The sequence below is a fragment of the Pseudomonas sp. FP2338 genome (assembly GCF_030687515.1).
GTDB lineage: Bacteria > Pseudomonadota > Gammaproteobacteria > Pseudomonadales > Pseudomonadaceae > Aquipseudomonas > Aquipseudomonas salomonii.
In genome coordinates this window covers 4389373-4406412 of the sequence record NZ_CP117436.1, presented here as the reverse complement: position 1 = coordinate 4406412, position 17040 = coordinate 4389373, and the positions used below count along the sequence as shown (strand labels likewise).

9 protein-coding genes are annotated in these 17040 nt (G+C 60.6%); 5 read left to right on the top strand and 4 right to left on the bottom strand.

Translation table 11 applies throughout. The features are described 5' to 3' along the window. Positions 1–57: 57 nt before the first annotated feature. The 4 genes from PSH96_RS19835 to mnmC form a co-directional block, all read right to left on the bottom strand. Entirely contained in the window at positions 58–1242 is a 1185-nt protein-coding gene (locus tag PSH96_RS19835) for an osmoprotectant NAGGN system M42 family peptidase (protein ID WP_056861133.1), read from the bottom strand. A gap of 167 nt (positions 1243–1409) precedes the next feature. Continuing rightward, a complete protein-coding gene (gene ngg / locus PSH96_RS19830; RefSeq protein ID WP_305454506.1) occupies positions 1410–3155 on the bottom strand; it encodes an N-acetylglutaminylglutamine synthetase in 1746 nt (581 codons plus the stop codon). A gap of 3 nt (positions 3156–3158) precedes the next feature. After that, positions 3159–4931, bottom strand: a complete 1773-nt coding sequence (locus tag PSH96_RS19825) for an N-acetylglutaminylglutamine amidotransferase (protein ID WP_305454503.1) — start codon at positions 4929–4931, stop codon at positions 3159–3161. 164 nt (positions 4932–5095) lie between these two features. Continuing rightward, positions 5096–7084 carry a bifunctional tRNA (5-methylaminomethyl-2-thiouridine)(34)-methyltransferase MnmD/FAD-dependent 5-carboxymethylaminomethyl-2-thiouridine(34) oxidoreductase MnmC gene (gene mnmC / locus PSH96_RS19820; protein WP_305454500.1) on the bottom strand — a complete coding sequence of 663 codons (1989 nt, stop codon included), beginning with the start codon at positions 7082–7084 and terminating at the stop codon, positions 5096–5098. Between the two features lie 210 nt (positions 7085–7294). On the opposite strand from mnmC, the gene PSH96_RS19815 reads away from it, so the two are divergent. From PSH96_RS19815 to PSH96_RS19795, 5 genes are all read left to right on the top strand, one after another. Beyond that, a complete protein-coding gene (locus tag PSH96_RS19815) occupies positions 7295–12139 on the top strand; it encodes an NEL-type E3 ubiquitin ligase domain-containing protein (RefSeq protein ID WP_305454498.1) in 4845 nt (1614 codons plus the stop codon). A gap of 102 nt (positions 12140–12241) precedes the next feature. Continuing rightward, positions 12242–13756, top strand: coding sequence for a polyphosphate:AMP phosphotransferase (gene pap / locus PSH96_RS19810; RefSeq protein ID WP_305454496.1), 1515 nt, complete (start codon positions 12242–12244; stop codon positions 13754–13756). A gap of 461 nt (positions 13757–14217) precedes the next feature. Then, positions 14218–15402, top strand: a complete 1185-nt coding sequence (locus PSH96_RS19805; protein WP_305454495.1) for a thiolase family protein — start codon at positions 14218–14220, stop codon at positions 15400–15402. Between the two features lie 494 nt (positions 15403–15896). Further along, positions 15897–16418: a fimbrial protein gene (locus PSH96_RS19800; protein ID WP_305454493.1), complete on the top strand. Its 522-nt coding sequence runs from the start codon at positions 15897–15899 to the stop codon at positions 16416–16418. A 52-nt stretch (positions 16419–16470) separates the two neighbouring features. Further along, the gene (locus PSH96_RS19795) at positions 16471–17031 is read left to right on the top strand and encodes a fimbrial protein (protein ID WP_305454491.1); all 561 of its coding nucleotides are present in this window, start codon (positions 16471–16473) and stop codon (positions 17029–17031) included. The last annotated feature ends 9 nt before the right edge of the window (positions 17032–17040 follow it).

Sequence of the window (17040 nt, the reverse complement as noted above, 5' to 3'; positions counted from 1 at the left end):
CTGCGCCGGGGGCCCTTGTTACCAGCAGTTACCATCAGTTACCAGTAGTTGCCAACGTCAGGACTTCTGACCGACCAGGCTGTCCACCGACGGCACGCGGGTGTCGCTCTCCATTTGCGTTTCGTGCTCGATCTGATGACTGAACCGGTCCAGCGAACCCTGGGCCGGTTGTGCGTCGCTGGCGAATACCGGCGGGCTGAGGATGTACGCGCTCAACAAGCGGCTGAGCGCGGCCAGGCTGTCAATGTGCGTGCGCTCATAGCCATGGGTTGCATCGCAGCCAAACGCCAGCAGCGCCGTGCGAATGTCATGGCCGGCGGTGACCGCCGAGTGGGCGTCGCTGAAGTAATAGCGAAACAGATCGCGGCGCACCGGCAATTCATTCTCCGAGGCCAGGCGCAGCAGGTGACGGGACAGGTGATAGTCATATGGCCCGCCGGAATCCTGCATGGCCACACTCACCGCGTGTTCGCTGGAATGCTGGCCGGGCGCGACCGGGGCGATGTCGATGCCGACAAATTCACTGACATCCCAGGGCAGGGCGGCCGCCGCGCCACTGCCGGTTTCTTCGGTGATGGTGAACAGCGGGTGACAGTCGATCAATAACGGTTCGCCGCTGTCGACAATGGCCTTGAGTGCGGCGAGCAGGGCGGCCACACCGGCTTTATCGTCCAGGTGGCGGGCGCTGATATGCCCACTCTCGGTGAACTCGGGCAGTGGGTCGAACGCTACATAGTCGCCGATGCTGATGCCTAACGAGTCGCAATCGGCGCGGGTCGCGCAGTAGGCGTCCAAGCGTAATTCCACGTGGTCCCAGCTCACCGGCATTTCATCCACGGCGGTATTGAACGCATGCCCGGAGGCCATCAGCGGCAACACGCTGCCACGAATCACGCCGTTGTCGGTAAACAGGCTGACGCGGCTGCCTTCGGCAAAACGGCTGGACCAGCAGCCCACCGGCGCGAGCGTCAGGCGGCCGTTGTCCTTGATCGCACGTACGGCGGCGCCGATGGTGTCCAGGTGCGCGGAGACGGCGCGGTCGGGGCTGTTTTTCTGGCCCTTGAGGGTGGCGCGGATGGTGCCGCGCCGGGTCATTTCAAAGGGAATGCCAAGTTCTTCCAGGCGCTCGGCGACATAGCGCACGATGGTGTCGGTAAACCCGGTGGGGCTGGGAATGGCGAGCATTTCCAGCAGCACTTTTTGCAGGTAGTTGAGATCCGGTTCGGGGATGGTTCGGGTCATGGAAACTCCTGATGAGTTGAGGGCGCTTTTTGTGGCGAGGGAGCTTGCTCCCGCTGGGCTGCGCAGCAGCCCCAGTCAATTCACCCTGTTCTTTAAGTTAAAGCGCAATGGCAGGTTTCAGGGCTGCTTCGCAGCCCAGCGGGAGCAAGCTCCCTCGCCACGGGTGGTCAGGCAGTTGGCTGACTGTGCGGAAACAACAAATCCACAAACTTCTCCGCTGTCGGTTGCGGTTCGTGATTAGCCAGCCCGGCGCGTTCGTTGGCTTCGATAAACACGTACTCGGGTTGGTCGGCGGCGGGCACCATCAGGTCCAGGCCGACCATGGGAATGTCCAGTGCACGGGCGGCACGCACGGCGGCGTCCACCAGTGTCGGGTGCAGAATCGCGGTGACATCTTCCAGGCAGCCGCCGGTATGCAGGTTGGCGGTACGGCGCACGGCCAAGGTTTGGCCACGCGGCAAAATGCTGCTGTAGTCATAACCGGCGGCGTGCAGCGTGCGTTGGGTTTCGGCGTCCAGCGGGATTTTGCTTTCGCCGTCGGTGGCCGCCTGGCGGCGACGGCTCTGGGCTTCGATCAAGGCGCCGATGGAATGTTGGCCATCACCGGTGACCTCGGCAGGCCGCCGAATCGCAGCGGCAACCACCTCAAAACCGATCACCAGGATGCGCAGGTCAAGGCCTTCGTGGAAGCTTTCGAGCAGCACACGGCTGTCAAATTGACGCGCGGTCTCGATGGCTTTTTGCACCTCCTCGATGGTCTGCAGATCCACCGCCACGCCTTGGCCTTGCTCGCCATCCAGCGGCTTGACCACGATGCGCTGATGCTCGTCGAGAAACTCCAGGTTGTCGTCGGCGCTGCCGGCCAATTGTTGTGACGGCAACTTCAAACCTGCCGCACTGAGCGCCTTGTGGGTCAGGCTCTTGTCCTGGCACAGGGTCATGCTGATGGCGCTGGTCAGGTCGCTCAACGACTCGCGGCAACGTACACGGCGCCCGCCGTGGCTGAGGGTGAACAGGCCCGCGTCGGCGTCATCCACTTGCACATCAATGCCACGTCGATGGGCTTCTTCGACAATGATGCGCGCGTAGGGATTGAAACCCGCTTGCGGGCCGGGGCCGAGAAACAGCGGCTGGTTGATGCCGTTCTTGCGCTTGATCGCAAAGGTGGTCAGCGCCCGGAAACCGAGTTTGGCGTAGAGGCTCTTGGCCTGACGGTTATCGTGCAGCACCGACAGGTCAAGGTAGCTCAGGCCACGGCTCATAAAGTGTTCCACCAAGTGGCGCACCAGTACCTCGCCCACGCCTGGGCGCGTGCATTGCGGGTCGACCGCCAGGCACCACAGGCTGCAACCGTTTTCCGGGTCGTGGAAGGCTTTTTGATGGTTCAGGCCCATCACGCTGCCGATCACCGCGCCGCTGTCTTCATCCTCGGCCAGCCAATACACCGGGCCGCCTTGGTGGCGTGGTGTCAGGCGCTCGGCGTCGACGGGCAGCATGCCGCGGCCTTGATACAGCTGGTTGACCGCCTGCCAATCGGCCTCGCTCTGCACCCGGCGAATGCGAAAGCCGCGAAATACCCGCGTAGCGGGGCGGTAATCGCTGAACCACAGGCGCAAGGTGTCGGAGGGGTCGAGGAACAATTGCTGCGGGTCAATCCCAAGGATCTGCTGGGGCGCTGCCACGTACAGCGCAATGTCGCGCTCGCCCGCCTGCTCATTGAGCAGTTCCTGCGCCAGGCTGGCCGGGTCCGGGAAGGTGTGCCCGATCAACAATCGGCCCCAGCCGCAATGCACGGCGATCGGCTCGGCGGCCAGTGGGCTGCCGTCTTCGGCCAGGCGCGCCTGCAGGCGTTCGTAAGTCGGCGCCTGGCCCTTGAGCAAGCGTTGGCTGTAAGCCGCTGCAAGAGGTTTCATCAATCAGATTCCTTGTTCGCTGAGCCACAGGTTCAGCGCCGCCAGTTGCCACAGTTTGGAGCCGCGCAGCGGCGTCAGTTGGCCTTGCGGGTCGGTCAGCAGGCGGTCGAGCATGGCCGGGTTGAACAGGCCGCGATCCTGGCTTGGGTCCATCAGCAAATCGCGCACCCAGTTCAAGGTGTCGCCTTGCAAATGCTTGAGGCCCGGCACCGGGAAGTAGCCTTTTTTGCGGTCGATGACTTCGCTGGGGATGACTCGCCGCGCGGCTTCTTTGAGCACCTGCTTGCCGCCATCGGGCAATTTGAATTTGCCCGGCACGCGGGCCGACAGTTCCACCAGGCGGTAGTCCAGGAACGGCGTGCGCGCCTCCAGGCCCCAGGCCATGGTCATGTTGTCGACACGTTTGACCGGGTCGTCCACCAGCATAACGGTGCTGTCCAGACGCAAGGCCTTGTCCACGGCAGCATCGGCGCCGGGCATGGCAAAATGCTCGCGCACAAAGTCGCCGGCGGCGTCATTGGCGGTCAGCCATTTGGGCGCGACGGTGGCGGCGTAGTCGTCGTAGCTGCGGTCAAAAAAAGCGTCGCGGTAGGCGGCATACGGGTCGCTGGCGCCGTCCACCTGCGGGTACCAGTGGTAGCCGGCGAACAACTCGTCGGCGCCCTGGCCGCTTTGTACCACCTTGCAGTGCTTGGCCACTTCCCGCGACAGCAGGTAGAAGGCGATGCAGTCATGGCTGACCATCGGCTCGCTCATGGCGCGGAACGCTGCCGGCAGTTGCTCGATGATTTCGCTTTCGGCGATGCGCAATTGGTGGTGACGGGTGCCGTAGTGCTTGGCGATCAGGTCCGAGTATTGAAACTCGTTGCCAGCCTCGCCGCCGGCATCTTCAAAGCCGATGGAGAAGGTCGACAAGTCCTGCACGCCGACTTCACGCAGCAGGCCCACGAGCATGCTCGAATCGACACCGCCGGAGAGCAGCACGCCGACATCCACGGCGGCACGTTGGCGGATCGCCACGGCTTCGCGGGTGCTGTCGAGCACGCGGTCGGTCCAGTCTTCGAGGCTGAGGTTTTTTTCATCCTCGTGCGGGCCGTAAGGCAGGGTCCACCAGGTTTTCTGCTCGGTGTTGCCGTTGGCGTCGATGCGCATCCAGCTTGCCGGCGGCAGTTTTTCAATACCCGCCAGCAAGGTGCGCGGCGCAGGCACCACGGCGTGGAAATTCAAATAATGATTAAGCGCAACCGGATCCAGGATCGGATTGATATCGCCGCCCTTGAGCAGTGCTGGCAGCGCTGAAGCAAAACGCAGGCGCTGGCCGGTGCGCGACAGGTACAGCGGCTTCACACCCAGACGGTCACGGGCGATAAACAGGCGCTGGGCGTCACGCTCCCAGATGGCAAAGGCAAACATGCCATTGAGCTTGGGCAGCAAGGCTTCGCCCCAGGCGTGATAGCCCTTGAGCAGCACTTCGGTGTCACCACCGGAATAGAAGGCGTAGCCCAAGGCTTCCAGCTCTTCACGCAGTTCGGGGAAATTGTAGATCGCGCCATTGAACGCCAGAGACAGCCCCAACTGGGCGTCGACCATCGGTTGGGCGGAGCCGTCCGACAGGTCCATGATTTTCAGGCGGCGGTGGCCCAGGGCAATCGGCCCTTGGGCATGGAAGCCCCAGGCGTCGGGACCTCGGGGCGCAAGGTGATGGGTGATGCGTTCTACGGCTGCCAGGTCGGCAGGTTGATGATCAAAGCGTAACTCGCCAGCTAATCCACACATAAATTCCTTACCGGTTTTTCCGTTGGGGAGGGCAATACTCAATACGCCCGACAGGGCGCGTACCCAGAAACTGACCCAGTGCTATGCGTGGAGTTTTAGACCGATAAGTTATAAGGCAAATAGCCGTGATGTTCGCAACGGCGTCGTTTCATCCTTCTTGGTGATCAGCGTGTCGCGGGTTTTCCTCGCACCAGCGTGCGCAACGCAAACCGGTTCGGATGGCAGGCTTGCGCCACGCTGGCCGGCACCGGCAGCGGTTCGTCGCTCAGCCAGGCGGCCAGCAGTTCGCCGCACAGTGGCGCGGTTATCAGGCCGCGTGAACCGTGGCCGCTGTTGATATACAGGCCCGGCAACCACGGGCAGGGCGTATCCGGGACTTGCCGGGCGTCTTTGCGCAGTACGGCGTAAGCCGCTTGGAACGCAGCGCTATCGGCCAAGGGGCCGACGATTGGCAGGTAGTCAGGGCTGGTGCAACGAAAGGCGGCGCGGCCTTGCAAGTGTTCGGCGTTCAGTGAATCGGCGCCAAGACGCAGCAGCAGGTCTTCGGAAATCTCGCGCAGCATCTCGAGGTTGCCGGTGTGCTCGGCGAGGGTGGGCGTGAGGTCTTCATTGTTGAAATCAAAACTGGCGCCCAAGGTGTGTTCGCCAAGGCGCGCCGGTGCCACATAACCTTCTGCGCACACCACGGTGGCCAATGCCGCACTCGCCGGGGTTTGCGCCAAACGCGTGATCTGCCCGCGAATACGCTTGAGCGGCAAATCCGCACTGAGCGGGAAGCGCTTGATTTCGGCTGCACCGGCCAGCACTACCACGCTGGCGCTGGCCAGTACGTCGTCGCCGTCACGGGCTTGCCACTGGTCGTCGACGCGGTGCAGCTCCAGCGCCTCGTGATGGGTGAGCACCTTGATCAGCGGATGCGCCGCTTGCCATTGGCACAGCGCCGGTGGATGCACCCAGCCACCTTCCGGGAAGAACAGCCCGCCCTGGGCCAATGCTATGCCGGCCTGTTGTTGGGCCTGATCCTGGTTCAGTACGTGCAACAGCTCCGGTGCAAAGGCCTCGGTCAGTTGCGCCTGGCGTTGGGCTTCCTTGGCGTCAAACGCCAGTTGCAGGACGCCGCAACCGTCCCAGTCAACGCCTCGCTGCAAGTGCTCCAGCAGGCGCCGGGTATGGCCGAAACCGCTGAGTATCAGTTGCGACAGCGCTGTGCCATGCGCCGACAGCTTGAGGTACAGCACGCCCTGCGGGTTGCCCGAGGCTTCCTGGGCCAAGGCGCCGTGACGTTCCAGCAGGCTGACGCGCCAACCCCGGGCGGCCAGGCTGGCGGCAGTGGCGCAACCGGCCAGGCCGCCGCCGATGACCATGGCATGGCGCTCGCCGTCGACGGCTGCCGGGCGCGCAAACCAGGGTTTGGGTGCGGCCGGCGGTGGCGTATCGTCGGGCCAACCGAGAAACTCGCCGCGCAGGATCTCCCACTTGTGGCCGATGCCGGGTGTGCGTTTCATCTTGAACCCGGCGGCGTTGATCAGCCGGCGTACCCAGCCGGTGCTGGTGAAGGTGCTGATGGTCGAGCCCGGCGCCGCCAGGCGCGCCAGTTGGGCGAACAGCTCGGCGGTCCACATGTCGGGGTTTTTCGCCGGGGCAAAGCCGTCGAGAAACCACGCATCCACTTGCGCATCCAGCTGCGGCAATTGCTCCAGCGCATCGCCGATCAGCAGCGTGAGGGTCACGCGGCCGTTATCCAGCACCAGGCGCTGGAAGCCTGGGTGGATGGCGATGTACTGCGCCAGCAGTTGTTCTGCAAAAGGCTGCAGTTCGGGCCAGAGGGCGAGGGCGCGCTGCAGGTCGGTGTGGCTCAGCGGGTATTTCTCTACGCTGACAAAATGCAGGCGTGCCCCGGGCACCGCGTGTTGTTCGAACAGTTGCCAGGCGCACAGGAAATTCAGCCCCGTACCAAAGCCGGTTTCACCAATCACCAACCGCCCATTCACCGGCAACGCGGCAAAGCGCTCCTGCAGGCGGTTCTGTTCAAGGAACACATAACGGGTTTCTTCAAGGCCCGACTTGTCGGAAAAATACACGTCGTCGAACACCCGCGAGTGCGGGCGGCCTTGGTCATCCCAATCGAGCTGGGCGTGGGTGATGGGGGTCATGGGTGGCTCATAAAAAAAGCAGACAAAGGCAAGGCAGCCATTCTAGCCGATCACGGGGCAGAGGGCTGATTGCGGGTGGTAACCCAATAGATTTTGCATGGAAAAAACTGCTGTGCGCAGCCTCCAAGCCATCAACAATCAGCGCTAATCCTGGGCAGATTGCGGCGGTATCGTCATTCCTTGATTGATAGGCAATAAAGGATATTGCTGATGCGCACCCAAGATGATTTGAACAAAAAACTGAGCCAGTTGACCCAGAGACAACTGCAAGCGGCCTTGCTGGAAATGACGGGCGATCTGGACAAAGCTCAGGTGCTGCAAAAGCAACTGCCTGGCTGGATGGTCAACGCGCCGTCTGGCGTGCTGGATGCATTGACTAAAGATGCCCTACAGGTTGCAGATGCCCAGGCAGCCGTCGCCGAGCGATTGAAGCCATTGCAGGCGCTGGATGAGTTTTGCAGTGAGCGGCTCAAGCAATACTGCTCTACGCGATGGAAACGGGTTGTGGACCCCAAAAAAGATCTTTTTATTCGAGCGGTAAACGAATACGAGAAAGAGGTCTTGCCATTGAAATATGTGAAGACGGTGAGGTTGGTGCAGGACAGCCTGCTGCATGTGGCGATGCAGAATTTCTCAGAGGATGAAGCCCGGGCGCAGCACTTTCCCGTCGGGTCGCTGTTGCAGTCGGGGTCTGCTGATCGTGAAGTCATTGGCATTACACCCCTCGAGTTTGCGCAGGGGTGTCGCGCCCTGGATCTTGGCCGCTTGTATCAGCAGCACATCAGTGACGTGCTTGAACTTGACAGCGACCCGGCAGGTGATAAGCCTTACCTCAATCATGTAGCGACCGATATCGGCCGGATGAAAATTCTGGACGTAAAAGTCGACGCCCATATTGCCTTGATGCGAGGAGACATTACCCAAGGCACCTATGCGATGTTGTGCACATTGCTGGACCGCCAATTGACGCCGTCCCAGGCCCAGGCCGAAGGGGTGCTGTACGACGGGCGCCCGGTCATTTGGCAAGGGCTCAATACCCAGGGCGGATGCCTGTGGAGCATTCTGGTGTTTTCCGCTCGCTCGATTGCGCAATACCCGCAAGCGCCTTGTGTGGTGTACATGCCCAATGAACCGGAACGGCCATTCTTTGAGTATGCCTCGCTTGACGACTTTCAGGTCTACCTCAAGCGCAAGCTTGCACTGGCCGCGTACCGTGCCTTCTTTACGCGTTACCTGAGCCAGGGGGACCGGGTTGGGTTCTTCACCCGTTTCGATCAAGCCCAGAGCCTGGGGGCGCTGGACGCCAACCCCATTACGGTCAGCCTGGCGCGGCACTTTTTCGACACTTACGCCGCAAAGCTGCAAGCCGATGCACGGGCCCTGGCGGTGCCGGTGGCCGAGGTCGATGAGGACGTCCGTGAGCAGCGCTTGCAGACGTATCTGGACGCCGGTTTGACGGTGCTCAACCTCGCAGGGTTTGTCGTCCCGGAGCTGGGGTTATTGATGACAGCCGTGGCGGTGGGCCAGATACTCGGCGAACTCTATGAGGGCATTGAAGACTGGCGCCGTGGTGATAAGAATGAGGCGTTCCAGCAGTTGGCAGTGATCGCGCAAAACATCACGTCGATGGTGTTGTTCGCGGCAGGGAGCAAGGTTGTCGGTTCGGCCATGCAGCGTACCGGCCTTAATCTGAATGGTTTTTTCCGTAAATTCGAGGTGATAAATCCCGCTGTGGGCAACCAGCGGTTGTGGCGTCCGGATATCACGCAATACGTCCATGATCAGCGCCTCGGCGACGAGCAGGTTGCCGACGCGTCGGGAATCTACAAGGTGGAGGGGCATTCGTACGTCAAGGTCAATGACTGTATCCACCGGATCGCGTTCGACACGAGACTGGATCAATGGCGGGCCAGCCACCCGGTGCGGCAGACGGCTTATCGCCCGAAATTGCTGCATAACGGTGAAGGTAGCTGGCGTTTTGCGTTCGAGAAGCCCGACGAGTGGGAGAGCCCGGAGTATCTCTTTTCGCGGTTGAAACCGACAGGTCCCGGCTCTTCGCTCCCTGCTCGCAAACTTCTACAGATCAAGGCCATTATGGATATGCCCGATGATTGGGGCGTTTACCAGGCCCAAGAGTGTTTGCCGTTTCCCGCACGCTTTCGCGATCTGTACGAACGTTTCAGGCTCGATCAGTCTATTCGCGATTTGAGCTGGCAGTTGGAAAGCGGTGCTTCCCCCAACGTTGAAAACTCGACCTTGCAGATGCACGCATTGCCCCTGTTACCGGGGTGGCCCGCGGGGCGCTATTTTGAGGTGCTGGATGCAAGGCGCAGTGTCAAGGCTCGTTACCCTGCCTGCGAACCTTACGATGCAGGCCTGCGTTTGACGATCACCGAGCCGATGCTCAGTGAGGGGAAAGTGTTTGAAGTGCTGTTATCCGGGCTGGATGACGCACAAAAGACCGGCTTGTTGGGAGAGGGCATAACCGCCGATCAGGCGCACACCGTGCTGGCGCGTCAGTTGCTCGCGCATCTGAAGGCTGATCGCAAGCCGCTGTTTGAGCAGTTGTATCAGACCTATGATGGGCCCGTACCGCCGGAATGGGCGTTGCTCAGGCGCACCTACCCGCAATTGCCTTGCACGCTGATGCGCGAATTGATGGCCGAAACAACCACCGTGCAGCGTGAATCCCTGCGCGATAATCAACGGGTTCCCATGGCATTGGCCGAGTCAGTGCAACGTGCTCTTGAGGCACAACGCCTGGACCGTGCCTTGATGGGGTTTGAGCAGCCGGAGTTGGCCAGCCTGGATACCGCGCTCATCGCGGTTCGGACAATGCCGCGCGTGGCGGGGTGGGGTGCAGAGCTGCGGCTTGAGTTGCGCCAGGACTCGCCTCAAGGCGACTTGTTGGCCTTGGGTGCGTTCAAAGACGCTGGTGTGCGGCGGGTAGTGGTCAGGTCGAACGCAGGGTATGAAGCGTTCAACGACAACGGCCGCAGTATCGGTGGACCTTATGCCGGGCCGGACGGCCTGTTCGAGGCGATCGATGCAACGCTGATGGATAGCCAGCGAGTGGCACTGGGATTGCCGCTGAAGGACGCCAGTAACATTTGGCGTTTGCGATACATGAGTGCCTCGCAAGCGAAAGGCGATCGGGAACTGGCTGCCGAGGCTTTTTCCAGCCAGGTCAGCGAACCGGCGTCGGAGGGGGTTAGCTGTGAAATGGCCGATTTGCCGACGGGGCCGTTGGTTCATCCAGCCGCGCTGGTGCGTAAGGTAAAGCGTTTGTACCCGTTTTTCAGTGAGGCTCAAGTGTCTTCGCTATTGATGACGTTGGGCGCTGACCATCTGGCCCGAGCCAAGGCGGTCAAACGTTTGAAGGCAGAACTCGGTCATTTGCGCGCGCTGCTCAAGCATTGGAAAACCGATATCCAGGGCATGGAGACACAACCGGGCCTGAGTGATGTTCGTACTAGCCGCCAGCAGGTGGCTGAGCGCATTGAAGCGTGTTGGCGGCGTCAAAGCTTTGCTCTGGATGAGCATCAGACGTCCGTTGCCAGTTTAAACCTGGATGGGATGCGCGTTGGCTCACTGCCGACACTGCCTGCCGACATACGTTTCGACCATGTTCGGCAGTTGTCACTCAGGAACATGCAACTGGGCGATGACGTCGCCTATTTCCTGAAGTGCTTTAAAGGCGTGCAGCAACTGAACCTGGGGCGTAACCGCCTGACCCGCTTACCGGAAGTGTTCTCGCGAATGCTCGACCTGGAAAGTTTGTCGATGCCCCACAACCGTCTTGTGCTCACCGAATACACCCGACTGAAATTGGCAGACCTGAATACGTTGCGCCTGCTGGATCTGAGCCACAACCCGCTGGACAAGTTGGTGGATGTCAGCCAGATGCGTGACTTGCACACCCTGTTGTTGCAGGACACCAAAATCGTCGATTTACCCGCAGGGCTTGGGCGCCTGGCTCACCTGGAGCAAGTGGACCTGCGCGATAACGTGATAACCGTGTTGCCTGAGTGGTTGTTCACGGTGTCGCGTACTTTCAGCCAGTCGATTGACCTGGGCGGTAACCCGCTCTCCAGCACCACGGTAACCGCGCTGACACGTTACCGCGACGAAGTGGGAATTGGCATGGGGTATGTAGAGGACGATCAGCCACGCATGACCGAACTGAAGGCCAGGGCATTGTGGCTGCCGGACGAGGTGGCCGCCCGAGAGGCCCACAAGTCTACCGTGTGGGCCAACCTGCGGGATGACCCGGACTCGACGCCGTTGTTCCACTTGCTGGCTGAGCTGTCCGGTACTGCCGACAATCGTCATGTGCGCGAGGACTTGACCCGGCGGGTCTGGGACGTGTTGCAGTCGACCCACGACAGTACCGATCTGCGCGAGCAAGTCTTTCAACTGGCGGCTCATCCGGCGAACTGCGCAGACGATGCCGCGCAGATTTTCAGTCAGATGGAGGTGCTCAAGGAGGTCGAGAAGGCAACGCAGCAGGCCGGTCGTGTGAAAGGCAATTCCGGGGCGCTGTTGAACTTGGGCCGAGGGTTGTTTCGCCTCAGCGAGCTGGAGAAAATTGCGGCCACCTACGCTGTCGAAAACGCGTCCGTGGACCCCCTGGAAGTCAGCCTGGCATTCCGGGTAGGGTTGGCCAAAACCCTGCAGCTACCGGGGCAGCCCAAGCACATTCAATATGGAGAATTTGCCAATGTGACCAGCGACAGTCTGGAGGTGGCGCACTCCCAAGTGCGCACGGCAGAGCTGTCCCCCACGTTCTTGCGTTTTATTTCACAGTTAGCGTTCTGGAAAACCCACCTCAAGCAGCAGTTTTCCGGTGCGTTCGAGTCGGCGACAGAGCCCTTTGATACGCAGCAGCAAGCACTTTTTGAGAACAGCCAGAATCTCACCGACGCGCAGTACCTCGAGCAAATGGAGGCCCTGCGCTCGCCTCGTCGGCAGGCCATTACCGAAGTGGTAGAGCGGCTCACACAGCAGATGTTGAGGCAGCATGACCTTGGCATTTGCCATGTGCCAGGGAACTAGCCATAGGGGACGGCGATTGATCCATGGCAGCTGTTTTGGAATTCTTTGAGTGGCGTGGTGCCCAATCCGCTAGTCTTGAGCCATCTTGAAATGGAGCTGCCCATGTTCGAATCCGCCGAAATCGGTCACGCCATCGACAAAGACACCTATGAGGCCGAAGTGCCGGCCCTGCGTGAAGCCTTGCTGGAAGTGCAGTACGAACTGCAACAGCAGAAGCGCTTTCCGGTGATCATCCTGATCAACGGCGTCGAGGGCGCGGGCAAGGGCGAAACCGTCAAGCTGCTCAATGAATGGATGGACCCGCGCCTGATCGAGGTGCGCACCTTCGACCAGCAGACTGACGAAGAACTGGCACGGCCACCGGCGTGGCGCTATTGGCGTCAGCTGCCGGCCAAGGGCCGCATGGGCATCTTTTTCGGCAACTGGTACAGCCAGATGCTGCAAAGCCGCGTGCATGGCCAGATCAAGGACGCGCGCCTGGACCAGGCCATCGCCGGTGCCGAGCGCCTGGAAAAGATGCTCTGTGATGAAGGCGCGCTGATCTTCAAGTTCTGGTTTCACTTGTCGAAAAAACAGATGAAGGCACGCCTCAAGGCGCTGGCCGACGACCCGCTGCACAGCTGGCGCATCAGCCCGCTGGACTGGCAGCAGTCCGAAACCTACGACAAGTTTGTGCATTTCGGCGAGCGTATCCTGCGCCGCACCAGCCGCGATTACGCGCCGTGGCATGTGATCGAAGGTGTGGATGCGCATTACCGCAGCCTCACGGTGGGCAAGATTCTGCTCGAAAGCCTGCAAAACGCCTTGAAGCTGCCCAAGGGCAAGGCCAGCGGCATGAACCCGGCGCCGTTGATTGCCTCGGTGGACAAAAAGAGCCTGCTCGACAGCCTTGACTTGACCCTGCGCCTGGAAAAAGACGATTACGAAGAACAGCTGATTACCGAGCAGGCGCGTTTCTCCGGCCTGATGCGCGACAAGCGCATGCGCAAGCACGCCTTGATCACCGTGTTTGAAGGCAACGATGCGGCGGGCAAGGGCGGGGCGATCCGTCGCGTGGCGGCAGCGCTGGACCCGCGCCAGTACCATATCGTGCCGATTGCCGCGCCGAGTGAAGACGAGCGCGCCCAGCCGTATCTGTGGCGCTTTTGGCAGAAGATTCCGGCACGCGGGATGTTCACCGTGTTCGACCGCTCGTGGTACGGCCGTGTGTTGGTGGAGCGCATCGAAGGCTTCTGCACCCCGGCGGACTGGATGCGCGCCTATGGCGAGATCAATGATTTCGAAGAGCAACTGCGCGATGCGGGCGTGATCGTGGTCAAGTTCTGGCTGGCCATCGACAAAGACACGCAGCTGGAGCGCTTCCAGGCCCGTGAGGAAATCCCCTTCAAGCGCTTCAAAATCACCGAAGACGACTGGCGCAACCGCGACAAGTGGGACGATTATCGGGCGGCAGTGGGTGACATGGTCGACCGCACCAGTACCGAAGTGTCGCCCTGGACTCTGGTGGAAGCCAACGACAAACGCTGGGCGCGGGTCAAGGTGCTGCGCACCATCAACCGCGCGCTGGAAGAGGCGTTCGAGAAGACCGACAAGCACGATAAGAAGAAAAAGAAATAAAGCTGGCGGCACTTCCTGTGGTGAATGAGGCTCCTGTGGTGAACAGAGGCTTCTGTGGCGAGCAGGCTTGCCCTGCGTTGGGCTGCGCAGCAGCCCCCGGCCCAGGCAACGCGTTCTTTCTGGCAGACCTTATCGGCGGGTTTTGGGGCCGCTTCGCAGCCCAGCGCGAGCAAGCTCGCTCGCCACAGTCTGCGTCGTCTTCAAGGCCTGTGGTAAGCGAGGCTTCTGTGGCGAGCAGGCTTGCCCTGCGTTGGGCTGCGCAGCAGCCCCCGACCCAGGCAGCGCATTCTTTCAGGCAAACCTAATCGGCAGGTTTTGGGGCCGCTTCGCAGCCCAGCGCGAGCAAGCTCGCTCGCCACAGGCGGTCATGCTTTTGTATATGCCAGGTGAATGATCATCGCCGTTGGGCAGGCCCGGATCTATGCTCGGTCCATCTCCCAACAACAAGATCGAGGTAGCCCATGCGTGAAGTAGTGATCGTCGACAGCGTGCGAACCGGCCTGGCCAAGTCTTTTCGTGGCAAGTTCAACCAGACGCGCCCGGATGACATGGCGGCCCATTGCGTCAACGCGCTGCTGGCGCGCAATGGCATCGACCCGGCGACGGTTGAGGATTGCATCGTCGGCGCCGGCTCCAACGAAGGCGCCCAGGGCTACAACATCGGGCGTAACGTGGCGGTGCTCTCACAACTGGGTACCGGGACGGCGGGCATGACCCTCAACCGGTTCTGTTCCTCGGGCTTGCAGGCCATTGCAATTGCGGCCAACCAGATTGCCTCGGGTTGCAGCGATATCATCGTTGCCGGTGGCGTCGAGTCCATCAGCCTGACCATGAAAAGCGTCAACACTGACAACCTGATCAACCCGCTGCTCAAGGAACAGGTGCCGGGCATTTACTTCCCCATGGGCCAGACGGCCGAGATCGTCGCACGCCGCTATAACGTCAGTCGCGAAGACCAGGACCTGTATGCCCTGCAAAGCCAGCAGCGTACCGCACAGGCCCAGGCCGACGGCTTGTTCAACGATGAAATCGTGCCGATGGCGGTCCAGTACAAGGTCGAAGACAAAAATACCGGCCAGGTGCAGGTACTCGATGGCGTGGTCGACCGCGACGATTGCAACCGCCCTGACACCACGCTGGCCAGCCTCAATGGCCTCAAGCCGGTGTTTGCCGAAGACGGTTCGGTGACAGCGGGCAACTCCTCGCAGTTGTCCGATGGCGCTTCGATGACCTTGGTGATGAGCCTGGAAAAAGCCCTGCAACTGGGGCTCAAGCCCAAGGCGTTTTTCCGTGGTTTTACCGTGGCCGGTTGCGAGCCGGACGAAATGGGCATCGGCCCGGTGTTCTCGGTGCCCAAACTGCTCAAGGCCAAGGGCTTGCAGGTGGCGGATATCGACCTGTGGGAGCTTAACGAAGCGTTTGCTTCCCAGTGCCTCTACGCACGCAACCGCCTGCAAATCGACAACGCCAGGTACAACGTCAACGGCGGCTCCATCTCCATCGGCCATCCGTTCGGCATGACCGGGTCGCGGCAGGTGGGGCACCTGGTGCGCGAGTTGCAGCGCCGTAACCTGCGCTACGGCATCGTCACCATGTGCGTGGGCGGAGGCATGGGCGCGACCGGATTGTTTGAGGCGGTGCGTTAGTCAATCGACAGTTCGCACCTTATCCAAATAAAGGGGGAGCATGCTCCCCCTTTGCACATTCGCTGTTTGGTAATACTCAGGTACGCCTTTGCTTGTTTGTTTAGTTGATCTAATGGCGTAAATACGGTTATTTTTTAATATATGTAATCCTCATCTTACAGATGCGGTCTGGTTTGAATTATTCTCATTAGTCCGCATGTAGTCCTTTTCCTTCAGCTGTTTTTAAAGTTTTGGCAAATTGCCATGTTTTTCCTGCGCGTCGTGGCGTATCACGGCTACTTGGTTTGCGGAAATAGATGGCTTACTTGCTCAAGTGTGAAGTGGAGAATTGCCTGGCGTTGAGCTGATCCCTGAATTGCAATACAACTAATTGGAAAACAACTCAGGAATCATCGGCTTAACCGCACGGGTTATAACCGCTCGTTTAATCAGCCCTGCACCGACCTGTGGCCGGGCTTCTTTAATGACACTTGTGAATAAGTGGGAATCTGTACATGAAAACCAAAATGAAAGCTGCGCTGTTGTCTATCGGTCTGATGGCCGGCTCAATCTCTGTTGCGCAGGCAGCGGATGGGACGGTTACGTTTCTGGGGTCGGTGCACTCGGGTGCTTGCTCTATCAAGCCTGACTCTGTGGACCAGACCGTTCGCCTGGGGGCGATTGCCAAACACCAACTGGAATCGGGCGGCAAGTCTGAGGCGCGCCGTGTGCTGATTGAACTGGAAGGCTGCGACCTGTCCGGCCTGACCGATAACACCGTGACCACCACCTTTACCGCCGCGCCTTCCAGCGCTGTGCCTGGTGCGATCGGTACGGTCGGCGGTGCAGGCGGCGTGGGCATCATGATGACCCACGGTGGTGACCTCATTAAGCTGGGTACGCCGACTACCCCGCAGGCCATCGCCACCGGTAATAACACCCTGGAGTTCGGTGCCTACGTGCAAGGCGCCGCCACCGCCCCGATCATTCCCGGCGATTTCAGCGCCGTCACCAACTTCACCTTGGCTTATCAGTAAGTTTTGCTCCCCGCCACCTTGTGTGGCGGGGGGACGCTGACGGGAGATCCAGGTGAATACATTCATACGCCTCGCATTCGCCTCTTCATTGACGACATTCATCGGTCCTTGCGTATTTGCCCAGGCGACTTCGCAAGGTGATGGCGTCGTCCTGCTCGGAGGAGAAGTCGTTGACTCAGCCTGTGGGCTGGAACTGGGCAGTATCGATCAGACCATCGAGATGCCACCGGAGCCGGTAGGCCGGCTGCTACGCAATACGCGCGGCGAAGACCATCCCTTCCAGCTGCGCCTGGTCAATTGCACGCTGACTCGCCCGGACCCGTCGCGCCCAGGGGCAACCCTGCCTGACTGGGAGCATATGCGGGTGACGTTTGACGGCGCAACCGACCGGGCCGGGCTTTCCTTCGCGGTGTCGGGTGCCTCGCAGGGGGTTGCGCTGCACATCATTGACGCTGCCGGCGAAGAGAGTATTCCCGGGCAGCGAATGTCACCCACGCCTCTATCGGTGGGCGATATGACCCTCAACTACAGGTTTTATCTGGTCGGTAATGGACTGCCGCTGGTCGTGGGTGCTCACACCGCCGCAGTGCGGTTCAAGTTGGAATACTTTTGAATAGTGATG

Bases quoted from the DNA above. Each gene is read 5' to 3' on its own strand.
- PSH96_RS19835 (WP_056861133.1), bottom strand. From the start codon at position 1,242: ATGACCCGAACCATCCCCGAACCGGATCTCAACTACCTGCAAAAAGTG.
- ngg (WP_305454506.1), bottom strand. From the start codon at position 3,155: ATGAAACCTCTTGCAGCGGCTTACAGCCAACGCTTGCTCAAGGGCCAG.
- PSH96_RS19825 (WP_305454503.1), bottom strand. From the start codon at position 4,931: ATGTGTGGATTAGCTGGCGAGTTACGCTTTGATCATCAACCTGCCGAC.
- mnmC (WP_305454500.1), bottom strand. From the start codon at position 7,084: ATGACCCCCATCACCCACGCCCAGCTCGATTGGGATGACCAAGGCCGC.
- PSH96_RS19815 (WP_305454498.1), top strand. From the start codon at position 7,295: ATGCGCACCCAAGATGATTTGAACAAAAAACTGAGCCAGTTGACCCAG.
- pap (WP_305454496.1), top strand. From the start codon at position 12,242: ATGTTCGAATCCGCCGAAATCGGTCACGCCATCGACAAAGACACCTAT.
- PSH96_RS19805 (WP_305454495.1), top strand. From the start codon at position 14,218: ATGCGTGAAGTAGTGATCGTCGACAGCGTGCGAACCGGCCTGGCCAAG.
- PSH96_RS19800 (WP_305454493.1), top strand. From the start codon at position 15,897: ATGAAAACCAAAATGAAAGCTGCGCTGTTGTCTATCGGTCTGATGGCC.